This window comes from Belnapia rosea, from assembly GCF_900101615.1.
GTDB classification, from domain to species: domain Bacteria; phylum Pseudomonadota; class Alphaproteobacteria; order Acetobacterales; family Acetobacteraceae; genus Belnapia; species Belnapia rosea.
In genome coordinates, this window is the sequence record NZ_FMZX01000022.1 from 21677 (window position 1) to 41734 (window position 20058).

At 72.4% G+C, this 20058-nt stretch carries 14 protein-coding genes; 8 read left to right on the top strand and 6 right to left on the bottom strand.

Annotated elements, in window-relative coordinates:
- Positions 1-177 precede the first annotated feature (177 nt).
- The 8 genes from BLR02_RS23115 to BLR02_RS23150 all read left to right on the top strand — a co-directional run bounded on the left by BLR02_RS23115 (position 178) and on the right by BLR02_RS23150 (position 11259).
- On the top strand, positions 178-2409 hold the full coding sequence (locus BLR02_RS23115) for an acetate--CoA ligase family protein (protein ID WP_090664801.1): 2232 nt from the start codon (positions 178-180) through the stop codon (positions 2407-2409).
- Between the two features lie 26 nt (positions 2410-2435).
- Entirely contained in the window at positions 2436-3602 is a 1167-nt protein-coding gene (locus BLR02_RS23120) for an acyl-CoA dehydrogenase family protein (protein ID WP_090571750.1), read from the top strand.
- 19 nt (positions 3603-3621) lie between these two features.
- Entirely contained in the window at positions 3622-5241 is a 1620-nt protein-coding gene (locus BLR02_RS23125) for an acyl-CoA carboxylase subunit beta (protein WP_090664802.1), read from the top strand.
- A gap of 17 nt (positions 5242-5258) precedes the next feature.
- Entirely contained in the window at positions 5259-6077 is an 819-nt protein-coding gene (locus tag BLR02_RS23130; protein WP_090664803.1) for an enoyl-CoA hydratase/isomerase family protein, read from the top strand.
- 9 nt (positions 6078-6086) lie between these two features.
- Positions 6087-8069: an acetyl/propionyl/methylcrotonyl-CoA carboxylase subunit alpha gene (locus tag BLR02_RS23135; protein WP_090664804.1), complete on the top strand. Its 1983-nt coding sequence runs from the start codon at positions 6087-6089 to the stop codon at positions 8067-8069.
- Positions 8070-8192: 123 nt separating this feature from the next.
- On the top strand, positions 8193-9179 hold the full coding sequence (locus tag BLR02_RS23140; protein ID WP_176849756.1) for a Bug family tripartite tricarboxylate transporter substrate binding protein: 987 nt from the start codon (positions 8193-8195) through the stop codon (positions 9177-9179).
- A 58-nt stretch (positions 9180-9237) separates the two neighbouring features.
- Complete coding sequence (locus tag BLR02_RS23145) at positions 9238-10218, top strand: Bug family tripartite tricarboxylate transporter substrate binding protein (protein ID WP_090571726.1); 981 nt, start codon at positions 9238-9240, stop codon at positions 10216-10218.
- Positions 10219-10272: 54 nt separating this feature from the next.
- Positions 10273-11259 (top strand): Bug family tripartite tricarboxylate transporter substrate binding protein, encoded by a 987-nt coding sequence (locus tag BLR02_RS23150; protein WP_090664805.1) that lies wholly within the window; start codon positions 10273-10275, stop codon positions 11257-11259.
- A 49-nt stretch (positions 11260-11308) separates the two neighbouring features.
- Here BLR02_RS23150 and BLR02_RS23155 read toward each other — a convergent pair whose 3' ends face one another.
- The 6 genes from BLR02_RS23155 to BLR02_RS23180 form a co-directional block, all read right to left on the bottom strand.
- Positions 11309-12952, bottom strand: coding sequence for a flavin-containing monooxygenase (locus BLR02_RS23155; protein ID WP_090664806.1), 1644 nt, complete (start codon positions 12950-12952; stop codon positions 11309-11311).
- Between the two features lie 121 nt (positions 12953-13073).
- Positions 13074-14303, bottom strand: coding sequence for an ABC transporter substrate-binding protein (locus BLR02_RS23160; protein ID WP_090664807.1), 1230 nt, complete (start codon positions 14301-14303; stop codon positions 13074-13076).
- Positions 14304-14392: 89 nt separating this feature from the next.
- Entirely contained in the window at positions 14393-16030 is a 1638-nt protein-coding gene (locus BLR02_RS23165) for an AMP-binding protein (protein WP_090664808.1), read from the bottom strand.
- Positions 16027-18210, bottom strand: coding sequence for an acetate--CoA ligase family protein (locus BLR02_RS23170; protein ID WP_090664809.1), 2184 nt, complete (start codon positions 18208-18210; stop codon positions 16027-16029). Before BLR02_RS23170 ends, BLR02_RS23165 begins: the two co-directional genes overlap by 4 nt.
- Before the next feature lie 6 nt (positions 18211-18216).
- Positions 18217-19026, bottom strand: coding sequence for an enoyl-CoA hydratase/isomerase family protein (locus tag BLR02_RS23175; protein WP_090664810.1), 810 nt, complete (start codon positions 19024-19026; stop codon positions 18217-18219).
- Positions 19027-19058: 32 nt separating this feature from the next.
- Positions 19059-20042, bottom strand: coding sequence for a Bug family tripartite tricarboxylate transporter substrate binding protein (locus BLR02_RS23180; RefSeq protein ID WP_090664811.1), 984 nt, complete (start codon positions 20040-20042; stop codon positions 19059-19061).
- Positions 20043-20058 lie beyond the last annotated feature (16 nt).

Consider the following 20058-nt stretch of genomic DNA (forward strand, 5'->3'; position numbering starts at 1 on the left):
GCCTCCTCTCCATTTGCGCCGGCGCGTTGCGTCCGCCGCGCCATCTTGCGGCACGAGGGCGCTGTCGCGCCAGCCGTCCCGGCATCCTTGACAGCCATGTTCCGGCCGTCAATGATTGGACCACAAGAATGAGGCACGCGGCAAGAATGAGGCACGCGGCGCGACGCAGCCGCGGCCATGGGTGGGGAAGTTCAGGATGACGACTCGCTTGCGGGCCGCGCTGCGGCACGACGGCGCGGGCCGCGTATCGCGGCGCGCCATGCGGGACGCTTCGCGCCGGTGGGCGCGGCGCCCGTGACCCTCGGTTCCTGGCCGGCGGCCGCCACGGTCGCGCCCTTCTTCAATGCCCGTTCGGTGGCGGTGATCGGCGCCTCGGCCGACCCGCTCAAGATCGGCGGCCGCCCCGTCGCCGGCCTGATCGAGGCCGGCTTCGAGGGCCGCATCCTGCCCGTCAACCCGAACTACCCGACGGTGCAGGGCCTGCCCGCCTACCGCTCCATCGCCGATGTGCCGGGCGAGGTCGATCTCGCCATCGTCTCGGTGCCGACGCGCGACGTGCATGGCGCGATCGAGGCCTGCGCGGCCAAGGGCGTGCGCGCCGCGGTGGTGTTCAGCGCCGGCTTCGCCGAGGTGGACGAGGCGGGACGGCAGGCGCAGGACAGCCTGGTCGCGCTGGCGCGCCACCACGGCATGCGGCTGATGGGGCCGAACTGCATGGGCACGATCAATGTGCGCCAGCGGCTCATCGCCTCCTTCACCTATATCGTCTCGGGCAATTGGCCGAAGCCGGGCGGGGTCAGCATCGTCAGCCAGTCCGGCGCCTTCGGCTCCTATTGCCTCGGCCTCGCGCGCGACCAGGGGATCGGCCTCAACCTCTGGGCCACCACGGGCAACCAGGCGGATGTGGATTTCACCGACACCCTGGCCTATGCGCTCGAGGATCCCGAGACGCGCGTCGTGCTCGCCTATATCGAGGGCTGCGGCCGGCCGCAGGCGCTGGTGGGCGCGCTGGAACGCGCCCGCGCGCTGGGCAAGCCGGTGGTGATGATGAAGGTCGGCGCCTCGGATGTCGGCGCCGCGGCGGCGGCCTCGCACACCGCCTCGCTGGCCGGCGCGGACGAGGTCTATGACGCGCTGTTCCGCCAGTACGACGTGCACCGCGCCCGCTCGCTCGAGGAGTTCCTCTCGATCGGCTACGCCTGCAACCTCGGGCGCTTCCCGACCACGCCGGCGCTCGGTGTACTGACCATCTCGGGCGGGGCGGGGGTGCTGACCGCCGACACCGCGCGGCGCGAGGGGCTGGACGTGCCGGAACTGCCGGCCCCGGCGCGGGAGGAGCTGCGCGCGCTGGTGCCGGCGGGCGGCCTTCGCAACCCGGTGGACCTGACCGGCGCGGCGCTGCACGATTTCTCGCTGTGGCCGAAGTCGCTGCGGATCCTGATGCAGCAGGGCGGCTGCCCGACGGCGGTGCTGTTCATGGCGCATCTCGGCCGCAACCCCGTTTTCGTCGAGCGCCTGCGCCCGATCTTCGAGGCGCTGTCGGCCGAGTTCTCGGACCGCGTCTTCGCGTTGGCCATGGATGCCGCGCCGGAGGTCCGCCGCAGCCTCGAGGAGCGCGGCATGCTGGTCTATCGCGACCCGGTGGAGGCGACGCGCGCCATCGCCGCGCTGGTGCGCTTCGGGCGCGCCTTCGCCGAGCGCGGCGCGGCCGGGGCGCCGCCGGTGCTGCCGCCGCAGCCGGACCTGCCGGCCGGCCCGCTCGATGAGCGCGCGGCCAAGGCGATCCTCGCCGGCGCCGGCATCCCGATGGTCCCCGACCGCATCGCCCGCACGGCCGAGGAGGCGGCGGCGGCGGCCGAGGCGCTGGGCTTCCCGGTGGCGATGAAGATCCTCTCGCCCGACATCGCCCACAAGACCGAGGTGGGCGGCGTGGCGCTCGGCCTCGCCTCCGCCGCGGCGGTGCGCGACGCCTTCGCGCGCATCGGCGCCTCGGCGCGCGAGAAGGCGCCGGGCGCGCGCATCGAGGGCGTGATCGTCTCCCCCATGGTCGGGCGGGGCACCGAGATGATCCTCGGCGTCCACCGCGACCCGGTCTTCGGCCCGGTGGTGATGGCCGGGCTCGGCGGCATCCATGTCGAGGCACTCGGCGATGTCAGCTTCCGCGTGGCGCCCTTCAGCGAGGCCGAGGCGATGCGGATGCTGCGCGAGCTGCGCGCCTGGCCGCTGCTCGAGGGCGCGCGCGGGGTGCCGCCGGCCGATGTCGAGGCGCTGGCGGCGGCACTCGCGCGGCTGTCGGTCTTCGCCGACCGCCACCGCGACCGGCTGCTCGGCGTGGACGTCAACCCCTTCATCCTGCACCCGCGCGGGCGCGGCGGCGTCGCCGTGGACGCCCTGATCCAGACGCTCTGACCGACACAACGAACGAGGAGACGCGCATGCTGTTCACCGAGGAACACGAGGCCATCCGCCGCACGATCGCCCGCATCGTGAAGGAGGAGATCAACCCCCATGTCGATGAGTGGGAGAAGGCAGGCCGCTACCCCGCCCACCAGGTGATGAAGATCCTCGGCAAGGCCGGGCTGCTCGGCATCACCCGCCCGCCCTCCTTCGGCGGCCTCGGCCTCGACTATTCCTACGAGACGGTGATGGCCGAGGAGCTCGGCCATGTCGCGGCGCAGGGCGTGTCCACCTCGATCGGCGTGCAGACCAACATGTGCTGCCCGGCGCTGGCCAAGCACGGCTCGGACGAGCTGCGCCGCGAGTTCCTGGTGCCGCTGATCGCCGGCGACATGGTCGGCGCGATCGGCGTCAGCGAGGAGGGCGCGGGATCGGACGTGGCGAGCATCCGCACCCATGCGCGGCGCGACGGCGACGACTACGTCATCAACGGCGGCAAGATGTGGATCACCAACGGCGCCCAGGCCGACTGGATCTGCCTGCTGTGCAACACCGGCGAGGAAGGCGCGCCGCACCGCAACAAGTCGCTCATCGTGGTGCCGATGAAGACCAAGGGCGTGACGGTGGCGCGGGTGCTGGACAAGCTCGGCCTGCGCTGCTCGGACACCGCGCAGATCTTCTTCGACGAGGTGCGCGTGCCGGTCCGCAACCGCATCGGCGAGGAAGGCAAGGGCTTCATCTACCAGATGGAGCAGTTCCAGGAGGAACGCCTCTACGGGGCGACGCGCAGCATCACGCAGCTCGAGGACGCGGTGGCGATGACGGCCGAATACACCGGCCAGCGCCAGGCCTTCGGGCAGGCCCTGCTCGACAACCAGTGGATCCAGTTCAAGCTGGCCGAATGGCAGACCGAGATCGAGGCGCTGCGCTCGCTGATCTACCGCGCGGTCGAGATCTACGTGAATGGCGGCAACGTCACGCGGCTGGCCTCGATGGCGAAGCTCAAGGCGGGCCAGCTGCTGCAGGTGATCCCGAGCGGCTGCCTGCAGTTCTGGGGCGGCCAGGGCTTCATGTGGGAGAACCCGGTCTCGCGCATCTACCGCGATTCGCGCATCAGCTCGATCGGCGGCGGGGCCAATGAGGTGATGCTGCAGATCATCGCCAAGGACATGGGCCTGTCGCACCGGCAGCGGAAGCGGCATTGAGGCGGCGGGAGGTCCGGCGATGCCGGTGATCGAATCGCGGCTCGACACCGCAGCGCCCGCCTTCCACGACAACCGGGAGCGGATGCTGGCGGAGATCGCCCGCTTCCGCGCGCTCGAGGACAAGGTGCGGCAGCGTTCGGAGCGCGAGCGCGAACGCTTCCGCCGCCGCGGCCAGCTGCTGCCGCGCGAGAGGGTCGAGCTGCTGCTCGACCCCGGGGCGCCCTTCCTTGCCCTCTCGACCCTCGCCGGGCTCGGCATGCATGACGATGACGGGCTGGACGAGGTGTTCGGCGGCGGACTGATCGTGGGCATCGGCCAGGTCGCGGGCACGCGCGTCATGGTCATCGCCAATGACAGCGCCATCAAGGGCGGCACCACGGTGCCGATGGGCACCAAGAAGGCGCTGCGCGCGCAGGACATCGCCCTGCGCGAGAAGCTGCCGCTGATCCAGCTGGTCGAGAGCGGCGGCGGCAACCTGTTCCGCCAGGAGGAGACCTTCGTCCGCGGCGGCCGCAAGTTCTTCAACCAGGCGCGGCTGTCGGCCGCCGGCATCCCGCAGGTGACGGTGGTGCATGGCAGCTCGACCGCCGGCGGCGCCTATGTGCCCGGCATGTCGGACCATGTCATCATGGTGCGGCGGCGCGCGCGCGTCTTCCTCGCCGGCCCGCCGCTGCTGCGCGCCGCCACCGGCGAGATCGCCGACGACGAGGAGCTCGGCGGCGCCGACATGCACGCGACCGGGCCGGGCACCACCGAATACCTCGCCGAGGACGACGCCGACGCGATCGCCCTGGCGCGCGAGGTGGTGGAGAAGCTCTATTGGAACGACCGCCGGCCGAAGATCGAGGTGCCGCCGGCCCGCCCGCCGCGCCATGCGGCCGAGGAGCTGCTCGGCCTGGTGCCGCCCCGCCACCAGACGCCCTACGACATGCGCGAGATCCTCGCGCGCATCCTCGACGATTCCGACTACCTGGAGTTCAAGGCCGCCTTCGACCCCTACACCATCTGCGGCCGCGGCCGGATCGAGGGCCACCCTTGCGGGCTGATCGGCAACAACGGCCCGATCACGCAGCGCGGCGCGGTCAAGGCGGCGCAGTTCATCCAGCTGTGCTGCCAGTCCGGCATCCCGATCATCTACCTGCAGAACACCACCGGCTACATGGTGGGGCGGGAGGCCGAGACCGAGGGCATCGTCAAGCACGGCTCGAAGATGATCCAGGCGGTCACCAACGCCACCGTGCCGCAGATCACCGTCATCGTCGGCGGCAGCTTCGGCGCCGGCAACTACGGCATGTGCGGGCGCAGCTTCGATCCGCGCTTCCTGTTCTCCTGGCCCAATTCGCGCATCGCGGTGATGGGCGGCGAGCAGGCGGCGGGCGTGCTGTGCACCGTGACCGAGGCGAAGCTGCAGCGCGCCGGCAAGCCGGTGGACGAGGAGCGGATCGCCACCCTGCGCCGCGAGATCATCGAGAAATACGACCGCGTCTCCACCGCGCTCTATGCCACGGCGCGGCTGTGGGACGACGGCATCATCGACCCGCGCGACACGCGCCGGGTGCTCGGGCTCTGCCTGTCGATCTGCCGCGAGGGCGCGCTGCGGCCGCTGAGCCCGATCACCTTCGGCGCGGCGCGCCTGTGACGACGGAGAGACGAGAGATGGAGATCGCCACCGGCCAGCATGAGGCGCTGGCGCTTGCCCGCCGCGGCATGCGGCTCGACGTGCTGTTCACCCGGCCGGAACGCCGCAACGCCATGAGCGCCGCGCTGAACCGGGAGATGCGCGCGCTGTTCGCGGCGCTGGCCGATGACCGCTCGGTGCGGCTGGTGGTGCTGCGCGGCGCCGGCGGCTGGTTCTGCTCGGGCGGCGACATGCGCGAGCGCGACCAGAGCCTGCACGACCAGGCCGCGGATCCGCGCGTCGCGGCGCGCGAGCGCAACCGCCTGGGCGGGGAGCTGTTCCGCGCCGTCAACCACGCGCCGCAGGTGGTCGTCGCGGTGGTCGAGGGGGCGGCGATGGGCGGGGGCTTCGGCCTTGCCTGCGCGGCCGACATCACCCTGGCGCGGCCCGACGCGCAATTCGCCATGCCGGAGGCGAGCATCGGCGTCGCCCCGGCGCAGATCGCCCCCTATGTGGTGCGGCGGCTCGGCCTGTCGCAGGCGCGCCGGCTTGCGCTGACCGCCGCGCGGATCGACGGGCGGGAGGCGGCGTCGCTCGGCCTCGCGCATCACCTGTGCGAGGACGATGCGGCGATCGAGGCGCGCCTCGCCGAGATCGAGCGCGCCGTGCGGCGCTGCGGGCCGGGGGCGCTGGCGGGCACCAAGCGGGTGCTCAACGCCGCATCGCTGCTCGACGACGCGGCGATGATCGAATTCGCCGCCGAGGTCTTCGCCGATTGCGTCACCACCGAGGAGGGCATCGAGGGCACAAGGTCCTTCCTGGAAAAACGCCGCCCGGCCTGGGCCGGCGAGGCATAGGGGGCGCCGGTGGCGCGTTTCTCCAAGATCCTGGTGGCCAATCGCGGCGAGATCGCCGCGCGCATCATCCGCAGCGCGCGCGCGCTGGGCTATCGCACGGTGGCGGTGCACAGCGCCGCCGATGCCGGCGCGCCGCATGTCGCCCTGGCCGACGAGGCGGTGGAGATCGGCCCCGCGCCGGTGGGCGAATCCTACCTCTCGGTGCCGCGGCTGCTTGAGGCGGCGGCGCTGACCGGCGCCGACGCGCTGCATCCGGGCTACGGCTTCCTGGCCGAGAACGCGGAATTCGCCGCGGCCTGCATCGCTGCGGGGCTGACCTTCATCGGCCCGCCCCCGGCCGCGATCCAGGCCATGGGCAACAAGCGCGAGGCCAAGGAACGGGCGGCGGCGGCCGGCGTGCCCTGCCTGCCCGGGCTCGAATGCCGCGGCCTCGACCAGGCGGGCATCCTTGCGGTGGCGCGCGGTCTCGGCCTGCCGCTGATGGTCAAGGCGGCGGCCGGCGGCGGCGGGCGCGGGCTGCGCTTCGTCGAGCGCGAGGCCGACCTCGCCCCCGCCCTCGCCCTCGCGGCGGCCGAGGCGCAATCCGCCTTCGGCGACGGCGAACTGATCCTTGAACGCGCCGTGCTGTCGGGCCGCCATGTCGAGGTGCAGGTCTTCGCCGACACCCATGGCAACTGCCTGCATCTGGGCGAGCGCGACTGCTCGGTGCAGCGTCGCCACCAGAAGATCATCGAGGAGGCGCCCTCCCCCGCGGTGGACCCGGCGCTGCGCGCGGCGATGGGGCAGGCGGCGGTGCGCCTCGCCCATGCTGTCGGCTATGTCGGGGCCGGCACGGTGGAGTTCCTGCTCGACGCCGAGGGCGCCTTCTGGTTCCTCGAGATGAACACGCGCCTGCAGGTCGAGCACCCGGTCACCGAATGCGTCACCGGCCTCGACCTGGTGGCTTTGCAGATCGAGGTCGCCGCAGGGGCGCGCCTGCCGCTTGCGCAGGATGAGGTGGCGCTGCGCGGCCACGCCATCGAGGCGCGGCTCTATGCCGAGGATCCGCGCCAGGGCTTCCTGCCGCAGACCGGCCCGGTGTTGGTCTTCGACCCGCCGGCGGGGCCGGGGCTGCGCGTGGATGCCGGCATCCTGGCGGGGCAGGAGGTGACGGCCTTCTACGACCCGATGCTCGCCAAGGTCATCGCCCATGGCCGCGACCGCGAGGAGGCACGGCGGCGGCTGGTGCGCGCGCTCGAGGAACTGGCGCTGCTGGGGCCGACCACCAACCGCGACTTCCTGCTCGGCATCCTGCGCGACCCGGTCTTCGCCGGGGGGCAGGCGACCACCGACTGGGTGGACCATCGCCTGGCCATGCCGCCGGCCCCGCCGCCGGACGACGCGGCCTGGGCGCTGGCGGCGGTGCTGCTGGAAGGGCGCGAGGGCGCCGGGCAGGGCTGGTGGAGCGCGGGGCGGATGCGCCGGCCGCTGCGGCTGCGCCATGGCGAGACGCTGCGCCATGCCCGCATCGCGCGCACCGAGGGCCATCTCGCGGTCAGCCTGGGCGAGGGCGCCGCCCCGCCGGGCGATGACGCGCTGGGGCTGGCGGTGGCGCTGCTGGCGCGCGAGGGCGACCGGCTGCGCTTCCGCATCGGTCCCGTGCAGGCGACGGCCCGCCACGCCTTCGACGGTGAGGCGCTGCTGCTCGACCTCGGCGGGCGGGTGCTGCGCTTCGAGCCGGCGCCGCTGTCGGATGCGCGGCTGCAGGACGGGGCGGCGGGCGGCGAGGTGCTGGCGCCGATGAGCGGGCGCGTCGTAGCGGTGAAGGTCACGGCGGGGGAGCAGGTGGAGAAGGGCGCGGCCCTGCTGGTGCTCGAGGCGATGAAGATGCACCTCGCGGTCACCGCGGCGGCCGCCGGCAAGGTTGTCGAGCTGCGTGTCGCGGAAGGCGAGCAGGTGCGGCCGCGGCAGTTGCTCGCGCGGCTGGAGGTGGCGGAGACGGTTGGCGCCTAGCCTGCTGCGCGCCGGCCGTCGCCGGCCGGAAGCGCGATGATGCGCCGCGGGGCGGGGCGATGGCGGTACGGCCGGACCCGCACCCAGGGCAAAGAAGAACAAGGGAAAATGGGGAGGAAGCAGATGGGTTCGCTGTCCTTTACGCGCCGCCGTCTTGCCGCCGGCATGGGTGCGTTGGCGGCAGGCCCGGGCCTGGGCCGCACGGCGCTGGCCCAGCAGGGCGGCGCGCAGCGGCCGGTCACCATCGTCGTGCCCTTCGCCGCCGGCGGCAGCACCGATGTCGTCACGCGCCTGCTGGCTGAGCGCATGGGCCAGCTGCTCGGCCAGACCGTGCTGGTCGAGAACCGTCCCGGCGGCAATACCGTGATCGGCGCCGAATCGGTCGCCCGCGCCAGGCCGGACGGCCAAACGCTGCTGATGGCCGCCGGCACCACGCTGACCATCAATCCCGTGATCGTGCCGAACCTGCCTTATGCGGTGGCGGATTTCGCGCCGATCTCGCTGGTCTCGACCTTCCCCTTCGCGATCATCGCCCAGCATGACGGGCCGGCCGACATCGCCGCCATGGTGGCGGCGGCGCGGGCGCGGCCGAGGCAGATCACCTACGGCACCAACGGCCCGACCACGCTGACCAACATGGCGATGCTGATGGTGCTCGAACGGCTCGGCCTGCAGATGCAGGACGTGACCTATCGCGGCGATGCCGGGCAGCTCAACGACTTCCTTGCGCGCAACCTCGACCTGATGGTGGTCGCCGGCAGCACCGCGCTGCCGGTCTATCGCAACCGGCAGGGGCGGCTGCTCGGCTGGACCAGCGAGTGGCGCGTGCCCACGACGCCGGAGATCCCGACCTTCGGCGAGGTGACGCCGGGCCTGGTGGCGCAGAGCTGGTTCGGCCTGGTGGCGCCGGCGCGCACGCCGCAGCCGGTGATCGACCGCCTGCACGGCGCCACGGTGGAGGCGCTGCGCGACCAGAGGATCGAGCGGCGCCTGACCGACGAGGCGCAATTCCTCACCGGCAGCACGCCGGCTGAATTCAGCGCGTTCATGCAGGTCGAGGCGGAGCGCTGGCGGCCGATCCTCGCCCGCATCGCCGCCCGCCAGGGCTGAGGCCGGCGGCACGGGGTCCGGCGCTCTCGCGCCGCAAGCAAGGCAGGAGGAAGCCGTCATGGCATATGGGACCATCACCCGCCGCCGCGCGGTTCTCACCTCCGGCGCGAGCCTCGCCGCCCCGTCGGTGCGCGCTCAGGCGCCCTACCCCGCCGGCCAGTCCGTCGCCCTGGTGGTGGCGCTAGCGCCGGGCGGCGCCTCGGACGTCATCGGGCGGATCGTCACACAGGGGCTGCAGGAGCGGCTCGGCGGCACCTTCTTCCTCGAGCACCGGACCGGAGGCTCGACCTCGATCGCCGCGCGCTATGTCGCGCGTGCGCGGCCGGACGGCAGCACGCTGTTCCTCGGCAGCGTCTCGACCTTCGCGCTGACGCCGCTGACCATGCGGAACCCGGGCTATGACCCGATCAACGACTTCACCCGCATCACCCAGGCCTGCGAGAGCCTGTTCCTGCTCGCGGCCAATCCGCGCTGGCCGAGCCTTGAGGCGCTGCTCGACGCAGCGCGGGCGCGGCCGGAGTCGATCTCCTACGCGACCTGGGGGATCGGCACCACTTCGCATCTGTGGATGGAGGATCTGTGCCGCCGCGCGGGCGTGCGGATGCTGCACGTCCCCTATGCGGGCTCGCCGCCGGCGATGACTGACACCATCGCCGGGCGCACCGACTGCTTGCCGGCGCTGCTCGCCGCCTGCAAGGGGCACATGGAGGCCGGGCGGCTGCGCGGGCTCGCCGTGCCGACCGCGACGCGGCCGCCGCAACTGCCCGACGTGCCGACCTTCATCGAGAAGGGCTTTGCCGACTTCGTCTCGGCCGTCTGGTATTCGGTGCAGGGGCCGCCAGGCATGCCGGCGTTGATCGTGGTGCGCATCCGCGACGCGCTCGCCCGGCACTTCGCCGATCCCGCGGTGCAGGCCTTCATGGCGGCCCAGGGGATGCTGCCGCCGGAGATCGGCGAGGGCCCGCTGCTCGCCCGCATCCGGCGCGAACTGGCGCTGCACCGGGAGCTGATGGTCCGCGCCGGCGTCGAGCCGGCATGAGCCGCGGGCGCTGCGGGCCGCCGGCTCCGAACGATCGGATGAGGAAGCGAGAGCATGACCATGCGACAGACGAACATCACGCGCCGCGGCGCGCTGGCGGCCGGGGCGGCAAGCCTTGCCGCCCCGGCCGCCCAGGCGCAGGCGCCCTATCCGGCCGGGCAGTCGGTCGCGCTGGTAGTGACCTATGCGCCGGGCGGCGCCTCCGACGTGATCGGGCGCATCGTGACCGACGGGCTGCAGGCGCGCCTGGGCGGCAGTTTCATCATGGACCACAAGCCCGGCGCCTCGACCTCGATCGGGGCGCGCTACGTCGCCCGCGCGCGGCCGGACGGGCTGACGCTGCTGCTCGGCACCATCTCCACCTTCACGCTGACGCCGCTGGCGCTGCGCAACCCAGGCTACGACCCGATCACCGACTTCACGCACATCACCCAGGTCTGCGACAGCCTCTATCTGCTGGTCGCCAATCCGCGCTGGAACAGCCTTGAGGAATTGCTGGCGGCGGCGCGCGCGCGGCCCGAGTCGATCTCCTATGCCACCTGGGGCGTCGGCACCACCGCGCACATGGCGATGCTCGACCTCTGCAATCGCGCCGGCATCGAGATGCTGCACGTCCCCTATGCGGGTTCGCCGCCGGCGATGACCGACACCATCGCCGGGCGCACCGACTGCATGTTCGCCCTGCTCGGTGCCTGCAAGGGGCATATCGAGGCCGGGCGGCTGCGCCCCCTGGCGGTGCCCACAGCCGCGCGGACCGAGCAACTGCCCGATGTGCCGACCTTCATCGAGAAGTGCTTCCCCGGCTTCATCTCGACCACCTGGTATTCGGTGGAGGCCCCGGCGCGCACCCCGGCGCCGATCATCGAGCGCATCCGCGGCGCCCTGACGGAGCATTTCGCCGATCCGGCGGTGCGGGCCTTCATGGCCACCCAGGGCATGGCGCCGCCCGAGATCGGCGAGGCGCCGCTGGTCGAGCGGATCCGCCGCGAACTGGCGGTCAACCGCGAACTGATGGCCAAGGCCGGAATGGAGCCGACCTGAACCGGGGGCGCGGGCGGCGGGCGGGACGCGCCCGCCGCCCGGCCTGCCGTCAGGCGGACAGGGCGAAGCCCTCGTAGTCCTTGCGCGCGACCTCGTCGCAGATCGCGCGGTACTGCGCCATGCCGCCGGCATAGGGCATGAAGACGCGCGGCTTGCCCGGCACGTTGGCGCCGAGATACCAGGAACTGCCGGCCTCGGGGAGCAGCGTCGATTCGGCCGCGGCGTTCACGTCGCGCACCCAGGTCTGCGCCGCTTCGGGCCGCGCCTCGATCCGCCTCAGTCCCTTCGCGCGCATTCCCGCGATGCAATCGGCGATCCAGTTGGCGTGCTGCTCGATCGCCACCGGCATGTTACACAGCACCGAGGGGCTGCCCGGCCCGGTCATGGTGAACATGTTGGGGAAGCCCGGCACCTGCAGGCCGAGATAGTTGACCGGCCCGGCCTCCCAGGCATCGCGCAGGGTGCGGCCGTCGCGGCCGCGGACGTCGATCCGCAGCAGCGGCCCGGTCAGCGCGTCGAAGCCGGTGGCGAAGACGATGATGTCGAGCGGATATTCCGCATCCTTCGTCTTGATGCCGCGCGGCGTGATGCGTTCGATCGGCGCGGCGCGCAGATCGACCAGGGTGACGTTGTCGCGGTTGAAGGCCTCGAAATAGCCGCTGTCGATCGGCGGGCGCTTGGTCGCATAGGGGTGGTCGATGTTCGACAGGATCGCCGCGGTCTTCGGGTCCTTCACGATCGAGCGGATCTTGGCGCGCAGGAACTCCGAGGCGGTGTCGTTCGCCGCCTTGTCCGTCAGCAGGTCGCGGAAGGTGGCGCGGAACTGCAGCCCGCCCTTGGCCCAGGCCTGCTCATACAGGCGCTGGCGCTCCTCCTCGCTCACCGCGAGCGCCGAGCGGTCCTCGATATGGAAGGGATGACCGTTGGTGTTGGTGGTCATCACCTCCCGGATATCCTCGCGGTGCTCGCGGATCCAGCGTTTGGCCTCGGGCGACAGCGGGGCGTTGTGGGCGGGCACGCTGTAGTTGGCGGTGCGCTGGAACACCCACAGATGGCCCGCGGTCTCAGCGATCACGGGCACCGCCTGGATGCCGGTGGAGCCGGTTCCGATCTGGCCCACGCGCTTGCCGGCGAAGTCCACGCCTTCCTGCGGCCATTCGCCGGTGTGGTACCATTGGCCGGCGAAATCCCCGAGGCCCGGGATCTTCGGCACATTGGCGGCCGACAGGCAGCCGACCGCGGTGATGAGGAAGGGCGCGCTGAGCGTCCGGCCCTCGGCGGTCGTCACCTGCCACAGGTTCGCCGCCTCGTCGAAGCGGGCCGCGCTGACGCGGGTGTTGAGCGCGATGTCGCGCCGCAGGTCGAAGCGGTCGGCGACGTGGTTGAGGTAGCGCAGGATCTCGGGCTGGGTGGGGTAGCGTTCCGACCACTCCCATTCCTCGAGCAGTTCCTTCGAGAAGTAGTAGCAGTAGGAATGGCTCTCGGAATCGCAGCGCGCGCCGGGGTAGCGGTTCCAGTGCCAGGTGCCGCCGACGCCGTCCGCGGCCTCCAGCACCCGCACCGACAGCCCGAGCTGGTCGCGCAGGCGGTGCAACAGATACATGCCGGAGAAGCCGGCGCCGATGACGATCGCGTCGAAATCGCCGCCATGGGCCGGTGTTCCGGCGCCTGAACCGGGCGCAATGTGATTCATGGCAGTCAGTCCTTCTTGTTTCCGCTCTCAGTGCCTGCCCCGGGGCGTGCCCGCCATCGGGGCATCCGGTGCGGCGGCCGGGGTCGCTGGCCGCCGCGCCGCGATTCTCCTGGCAGGCCAGCTAAGCCAGCGTGCAGCCGCCCTCGGCCAGCGGCCGGAACGCCTGGTCCGCCGCGGTGGTCTGCAGCAGCTTGTAGTAGTCCCAGGCGCCGCGGCTTTCCTCCGGCTTCTTCACCTCGAACAGATAGGCCGGGTGCAGCTTCCGCCCGTCGGCGCGGATCGAGCCAGGGCCGAAGCAGTCGTCGTCGGTCGGCATCGCCTTCATCCGCGCCACCGCCGCCGCGCCGCTCGCCTTGGCCGCCGCCACGCCCATGTCGGCCACCGCCTTGAGGTAGTGGGTCGCGGCGGAATAGCAGCCCGCATGGCCCATGCCGGGCAGGTTGACGGGGGTGATCGCGCGCACCTTCTCGGCGAAGCGGCGGGTGCGGTCGTTGAGATCCCAGTAGTAGGTCTCGGTCAGCACCAGGCCCTGCGCCGCCTCGAGGCCGAGCGCATGGACATCGGAGACGAACATCAGCAGCGAGGCGAGCTTGGTGCCGCGGCGGGTGATGCCGAACTCGGCCGCCTGCTTGATGCAGTTGATGGTGTCCGCGCCGGCATTGGCCAGCCCGATCACCTTGGCGCGCGAGGCCTGCGCCTGCACCAGGAAGGAGGAGAAATCCGTGGTGCCGGGGAAGGGCGTGCGGACCGAGCCGACGACGCGCCCGCCTGCGGCGCGCACGAAGCCGCCGGTCTGCTGTTCCAGCGTATGGCCGAAGGCGTAGTCGGCGGTGATGAAGAACCAGCTGTCGCCGCCCGCGCGCACCATGGTCCCGCCGGTGGAATTGGCGAGCATCCAGGTGTCGTAGGTCCAGTGCACGGTGTTGGGCGAGCAGCGCGGCCCGGTGAGGTCGGTGGTCGCCGCTGAGCTGTTGAGATGGACCTTGTTGCGCTCGCGGCAGACCTCGTTGACCGCCAGCGCCACCGAGGAGGTGCCGACATCGATCAGCGCGTCCACGCCGTCGCGGTCCAGCCACTGCCGCGCCATGGCCACGCCGACATCAGGCTTGTTCTGGTGGTCGCCGAAGACCAGCTCGACATTAATGCCGCGGCCGGCGAATTCCTGGATGGCGAGCCGCGTGGCGGCGATCGAGGTCGGCCCGGTGATGTCGCGGTAGGTGCCCGACATGTCGATGATGAGGCCGAGCTTGACGGTGTTGGCCGCCTGCGCCTTGGCGCTGCGCCACGGCAGGGCGACCGCGGTGCTGGCCGCCGCCGCGGTCTTGAGAAGGCTGCGCCGGTCTATGGTCATGGGCGGCTCCTGTCCGTTCCTCTGGTTGCGATCATTCCGCGCCGGTCCCGCGCATCCGCCTCGCGCCGGTTTTTGGCGCCCGGCGGAGATCACGCCGATCCGCCCGCCTGCCCATGCTCGCGCATGAAACGCTCGCGCAGCACGAACTTCTGCACCTTGCCGCTCGACGTCATCGGCAGTTCCGGAACCAGCGTGAGAAATTCGGGCAGTTTGTATTTAGCGACCCCGCGCGCCTCCAAGTGCCGCACCAACGCCGCGAGGTCGGGCGCGGCATCGCCGCGCGGCACCACGAAGGCGCAGCCCTTCTCGCCGAGCCGGTCATCGGGCACGCCGACCACCGCCACCTCGCGCACCGAAGGGTGCAGCAGCAGCATCTCCTCGACCTCGCTGGCGCTGACCTTGAGCCCGCCGCGGTTGATGATGTCCTTGCGCCGCCCGGCGATGCGGATGTAGCCCGCCGCGTCGAGGACCGCGAGGTCGCCGGTGAACAGCCAGCCCCCCGGGGTGAAGGTCTGGCGCGTCCGCTCCGGGTCGTTGAGGTAGCCGAGCGCGACATGCGGGCCGCGGGTGGCGAGTTCCCCCACCTCGCCCGGCGGCAGGATGCGCTGGCGGTCCTCGTCGAAGATGGCGACCTCGATGCCCGGCATCGCCCGCCCATCGGTGCCCCACAGCCGCTCATCCGGGTCATCGGGGGGGGAGGCGGTGCCGACGAAGCATTCGGTCATGCCCCACATGCCGATCAGCGTGCAGCCGATGCGCTCGCGCGCCAGCGGCCCGAGATGGCGCGGGATCGGCGCCCCGGCGGTGGCGAAGATGCGGAAGCAGGCAAGGTCGCGGCTGGCGGCCGAGGGCTGCTCGACCAGCATCGCCGCGAAGGGCGTGGCGCAGAGCGTGAAGGTGCAGCGATGCGTCTCGATCAGGCGCAGCGCCTCCTCCGGGTCCCAGGCGTCCTGCAGCACCAGCGTGCCGCCGATGGTCAGCGCCTGGCGCATGCCCCACAGGAAGCCGTTGCCATGCCCGATCGGCGAGGGCATCCAGACCACGTCATCGGACCCGAGCCCGACCACCCGCGCCATGGTGCGGGTGGCGTACATCGTCGTGTCGTGGCTGTGCATCACGCCCTTGGGCGTGGATTCGGTGCCCGAGGTGAAGATCAGCGCGGTGATCTCGCCGCTGTCCACCCGCGCCGGCGGCGGGGCCGCCGCCGCCCCGGCGCGCAGCTGCGCGAAGCCGACCATGCCCGGCGCCTCGCCGCCCACCACCACGACCGCGCGCAGCCCCGGCAGCCCGGCCGCCAGCGCGGCATACATCGGCGGATAGTCGAAGCCGCGGTGCCGCTGCGGGATCACCGCCACCTTCGCCCCGCCATGGCGCAGGATGTAGTCCAGCTCCTTCGTCCGGTAGTTCGGCAGCAGCGGGTTGGTCACCGCGCCGAGCCGGCTGACGGCGAGGTGCAGGCAGACGAACTCGGCGCAATTGGGCAGCTGCAGCGCCACCACGTCGCCCGGCCCCACCCCCAGCGCCGCCAGCCCCGCCGCGAGGCGCCCCGCCTCGGCGTCGAGCTCGGCATAGGTCATGCTTACCCCGCCGGGGGCGGCCACGGCGGTCTTGCCCGGCGTCCGGCGCACCGCCTCGGCCAGCGCGTCGAGGATGGTGACCCCGGCCCACCAGCCGGCCTCGCGCCAGCCCCGCGCGGTGGCCTCGTCGGGCAGCGCGGCGCCGATCATGGCGCGCCCGCCGCGGCGCGGCGCACCACCAGCGCGTCCACCGCCAGCGCCCCGCCGGGGCCGAGGATGACAGGGTTCACGTCGATCTCCTCGATCTCGTCCGCGAGGTCGCAAGCGAGCCGCGACAGCCGCCCGACGATCTCCGCCAGCGCCCCGGTATCGGCGGCGGGCAGGTTGCGGTAGCCGGTCAGCAGCCGATGGCCGCGCAGCGAGGCGATCATCGCCCCCGCCTCGCGCGCGCCGACCGGGGCGAGGGCGGTGGCGACGTCGCGCGTCACCTCCACCGCCACGCCGCCGAAGCCGCAGGTGATCAGCGGGCCGAACTGCGCGTCGAGCCGCGCGCCGACCATCATCTCCGCCCCCGGCCGCGCCATCTGCTGCACCAGCACGCCCTCGACCCGCGCCCCGGGCACGCGCGCCGCCGCCGCCAGGATCGCCGCATGGGCGGCCCTCAGCGCGGCCTCGTCGCCGATGCCCAGGCGGATCACGCCGGCCTCGGTCTTGTGCGGGATGTCGGGCGAATCGGCCTTGAGCGCGACCGGGAAGCCGATCCCGCGCGCCGCGGCGACCGCCGCCTCGACATCGCGCGCCAGCACCTCGCGCGTCACCGGGATGCCGTAGGCGGCGAGCACCTCCTTCGACAGGCGCTCGCCCAGGGTCCGCCCCGGCGGGGCGGCGGCCAGCACGGCGCGGGCCGTCGCCGCGGCGCCGGGCGGGGCGGCGGCCGGCGCGTCGTCGCGCAGCAATTCCGCCCGCCCGGCATGATAGGCGTTCCAGCGCGCCAGCGCCGTGATGCAGCGGGCCATGGTCCGGAAGGTCGGCAGGTTCTCGCAGCCATCGTAGATCTCGCTGCCCGGCCCCTGCAGCCACTCGTTCAGCCACACCACGCACAGCGGCACCGGCAGTTCCGGCGCCAGCTTCGCCATGTAGTGCGCGCGTTCCACCGCGCCGGGCAGGTGCACCGACATCATCGGCACCACCACCGCGCCATAGCCGGGATCCTCGGCGAAGGCGCGGATGCAGGTGCCGTACATGGTCACGTCCTTGACCGATTCGGCGGTGATGTCGCTCGGGTTGGCGCTCGATCCGAATTCCGGGATCACCGCCTCGAGCCGCGCCGAGGTCTGCGGCTGCGGTGGCGGCAGCGACAGGCCGACGCGCTCGGCCTCGTCCGCCGCCATCACCGCCGCCCCGCCCGAGGGCGCCATGACGCCGACGCCCGGGCAGCGCGGGCCGCCGGCGCGGGCGAACAGGGTGGCGGTCTCCAGCACCTCCTCCCAATGGTCCACGATCACCGCCCCGGCGCGGCGCAGCGCGGCGCGATAGGCCTCGTCGGCGCCGACCAGCGTGCCGGTGTGCGACATCGCGGTCTGCCGGCTGATCTCGCTGCCGCCGAGCTTGTAGACCACCAGCGGCTTGCCCGCCCGCAGCGCCGCCTGCGCCGCGGCGAGCAGCCGCGCCCCGTCGCGCACGCCTTCGAGCATGCAGGCGATGACCCGGGTCCGCTCCTCCTCGACCAGGTAGTTCACCAGGTCGCAGACATCGACGTCGCAGGAATTGCCGGCGGTGAGGTAGTGCGAGAAGCCGATGCCGCGCTCCATCGCCTGCAGCACGACATAGCCGAGCGCGCCGCTCTGCGAGACCAGCCCGACCGGGCCGCAGACCCGCCGCATCTCGAAGAATTTCGGCATGAAGGTCAGGCCGGCCGGCAGCGCCAGGTTGGCGATGCCAGCGCAATTGGGCCCGAGGATCCGCAGGCCGGTGCGCGCGGCGATCTCGGCGAGGCGGCGCTGCGCGGCGACGCGCTCCGGCCGCCCGACCTCGGCATAGCCCGAACTGTAGAGCATCACGCCGCCGGCGCCGATCGCCGCGGCGCGCTCGATCAGCGGCTCGACATGCTCGCGCGGGACCGTGAGGATGACGCAGTCCGGCGGCTCGGGCAGGTCCTCGAGCGAGGCGTAGCAGGGCCGGCCGAACATCTCCCGGTAGCGCGGATTGACCGGCAGGATGCGGCCGGGGAAGCCGATGTCCAGGTTCTCGATGGTGCGCCGCCCGAACGACCCCGGGGTCTCCGAGGCGCCGACCACGGCGACGGATCGCGGATGCATCATCCGGCGCAGCTCGGCCTGGCCGAACAGCGCGCGGGGGCCGGGCACGTAGCCCACCTCGGTGTCGTCCATCCCGGTTCAGCCCCCCTGCGCCGCGCCGGGGAAATCGGCCTTGCGCTTGTCGATCATCGCGCCGATGCCCTCGCGGAACTCGGGATGCGTCATGGCGAGGATCTGGCCGAGCCCCTCATAGCCGAACATGTCCACCATGCTGGTCTCGAAGCTGCGGGCCATGAACTGCTTGCCCAGGCCCATCGCCGCGGTCGGCCCGGCGGCCAGGCGCTCGGCGCGGGCGAAGGCCTCCTCCTGCAATTGGGCGTCGGGCACGACATGGGCGACGAGGCCGATCTCATGCGCCTCGCGCGCCGTCATGGTGGCGTTCTCGAACAGGAAGCGCTTGGCGCGCGCCATGCCGATCAGCCGCGGCAGGTGGTACATCACGCCGATGTCGGGAATCACGCCGAGCCGGAAGAAGCCGGCCATGAACACCGCGCTCTCGCCAGCCACCAGCAGGTCGCCGGTGAGCGCGAGGCCGAGCCCGCCGCCCACCGCCTGGCCCTGCACCGCCATCACCACCGGGCGGTCGAGCCAGATCAGCGGGAACAGCCATTGGGTGAAGCGGCGGAAGCGCTGGTGCACGTTCCATGGCGCGCTGTCGTCGCGGATGGATTCGAGGTTGCCGCCGGCGCAGAAGGTCGGGCCGGTGGCACTGACCAGCACCGCGCGCACCGAGCGGTCGGCCTCGGCCTCGGCCACCGCCGCGCCAAGCTGCGCGCGCAGCGGGTTGGTCAGCGAATTGCGCGTCGGCGGGTCGTCGAGGGTGATGACCATCACCCCGCCGCGCCGCTCGGTCCGCACCAGGGTTGGGGTGGCTTCGGCTGCATTCATCTCGGTGTCTCCTCCTGTGGCGGGGGCGGGTTTCAGCCGGCACGGATGCCGGCGCGCGTCACCACCTCGCGCCAGCGGGCGGTCTCCTCGGCGATGAAGCGGCCGAAGGCGGCGGGCGATTCCGATCCCTGCGGCTCGACGCCGAGGGCGAGCAGCCGTTCGCGGCTCGGCGGTTCGTCCAGGACGGCGATGAACTCTCGATGCAGCCGTTCGACCACCGCCGGCGGCGTGCCGGCGGGCGCCAGCATGCCGAACCAGCCGGTGACGGAGAAATCGGTGAAGCCGGTCTCGGCCAGGGTCGGGATGTCCGGCGCCAGCGCCGAGCGCCGGCGCGAGGCGACGCCGATCGCGCGCACCTGCCCGCCGCGCACCGCCGGCATGCCGACGGCGAAGGTCACCAGCAGCGCCGAGACGCGCCCGGCGATCACCTCCTGCAGCGGCGGCGCCTCGCCGTTGAAGGGCACATGGGTCAGATCGACATCCGCCCGCGCCTCCAGCAGTTCCATGCCGAGATGGGAGATGGTGCCGATGCCGGCCGACCCGAAGGTCAGCGCGCCGGGCTGCGCCCGCGCCATGGCCAGGAAGGCGTTGATGTCGGCGGCCGGGAAATCCGGCTTGACCACCAGCATCACCGGGAACTCGACCACCTGGGTGATCGGCGCGAAGTCGCGCAGCGTGTCGTAGGGCAGGCGGGCGAAGAGCGAGGTATTCACCGCCATCGCGCCCTGGCTGGCGATGATGATGGTGTAGCCATCCGGCGCCGAGCGCGCGACATGCTCCATGCCGATGATGAGCCCGGCGCCGGGCTTGTTCTCGACCACCACCGGCTGGCCCATGCGCTCGGTCAGCCGCAGCGCGAACAGCCGCGCGAGGATGTCGGTCACCCCGCCCGGCAGGATCGGCGCGATCAGGCGCACCGGGCGCGCCGGATAGGCCTGGGCAAGGGCCGCCGGCGCCCATGCCGGCGCGGTCGCCGCGCCAGCGCCGGCGATCAGGGCGCGCCTGCTGGTGGTCATCTTCCGTCCTCCCGTT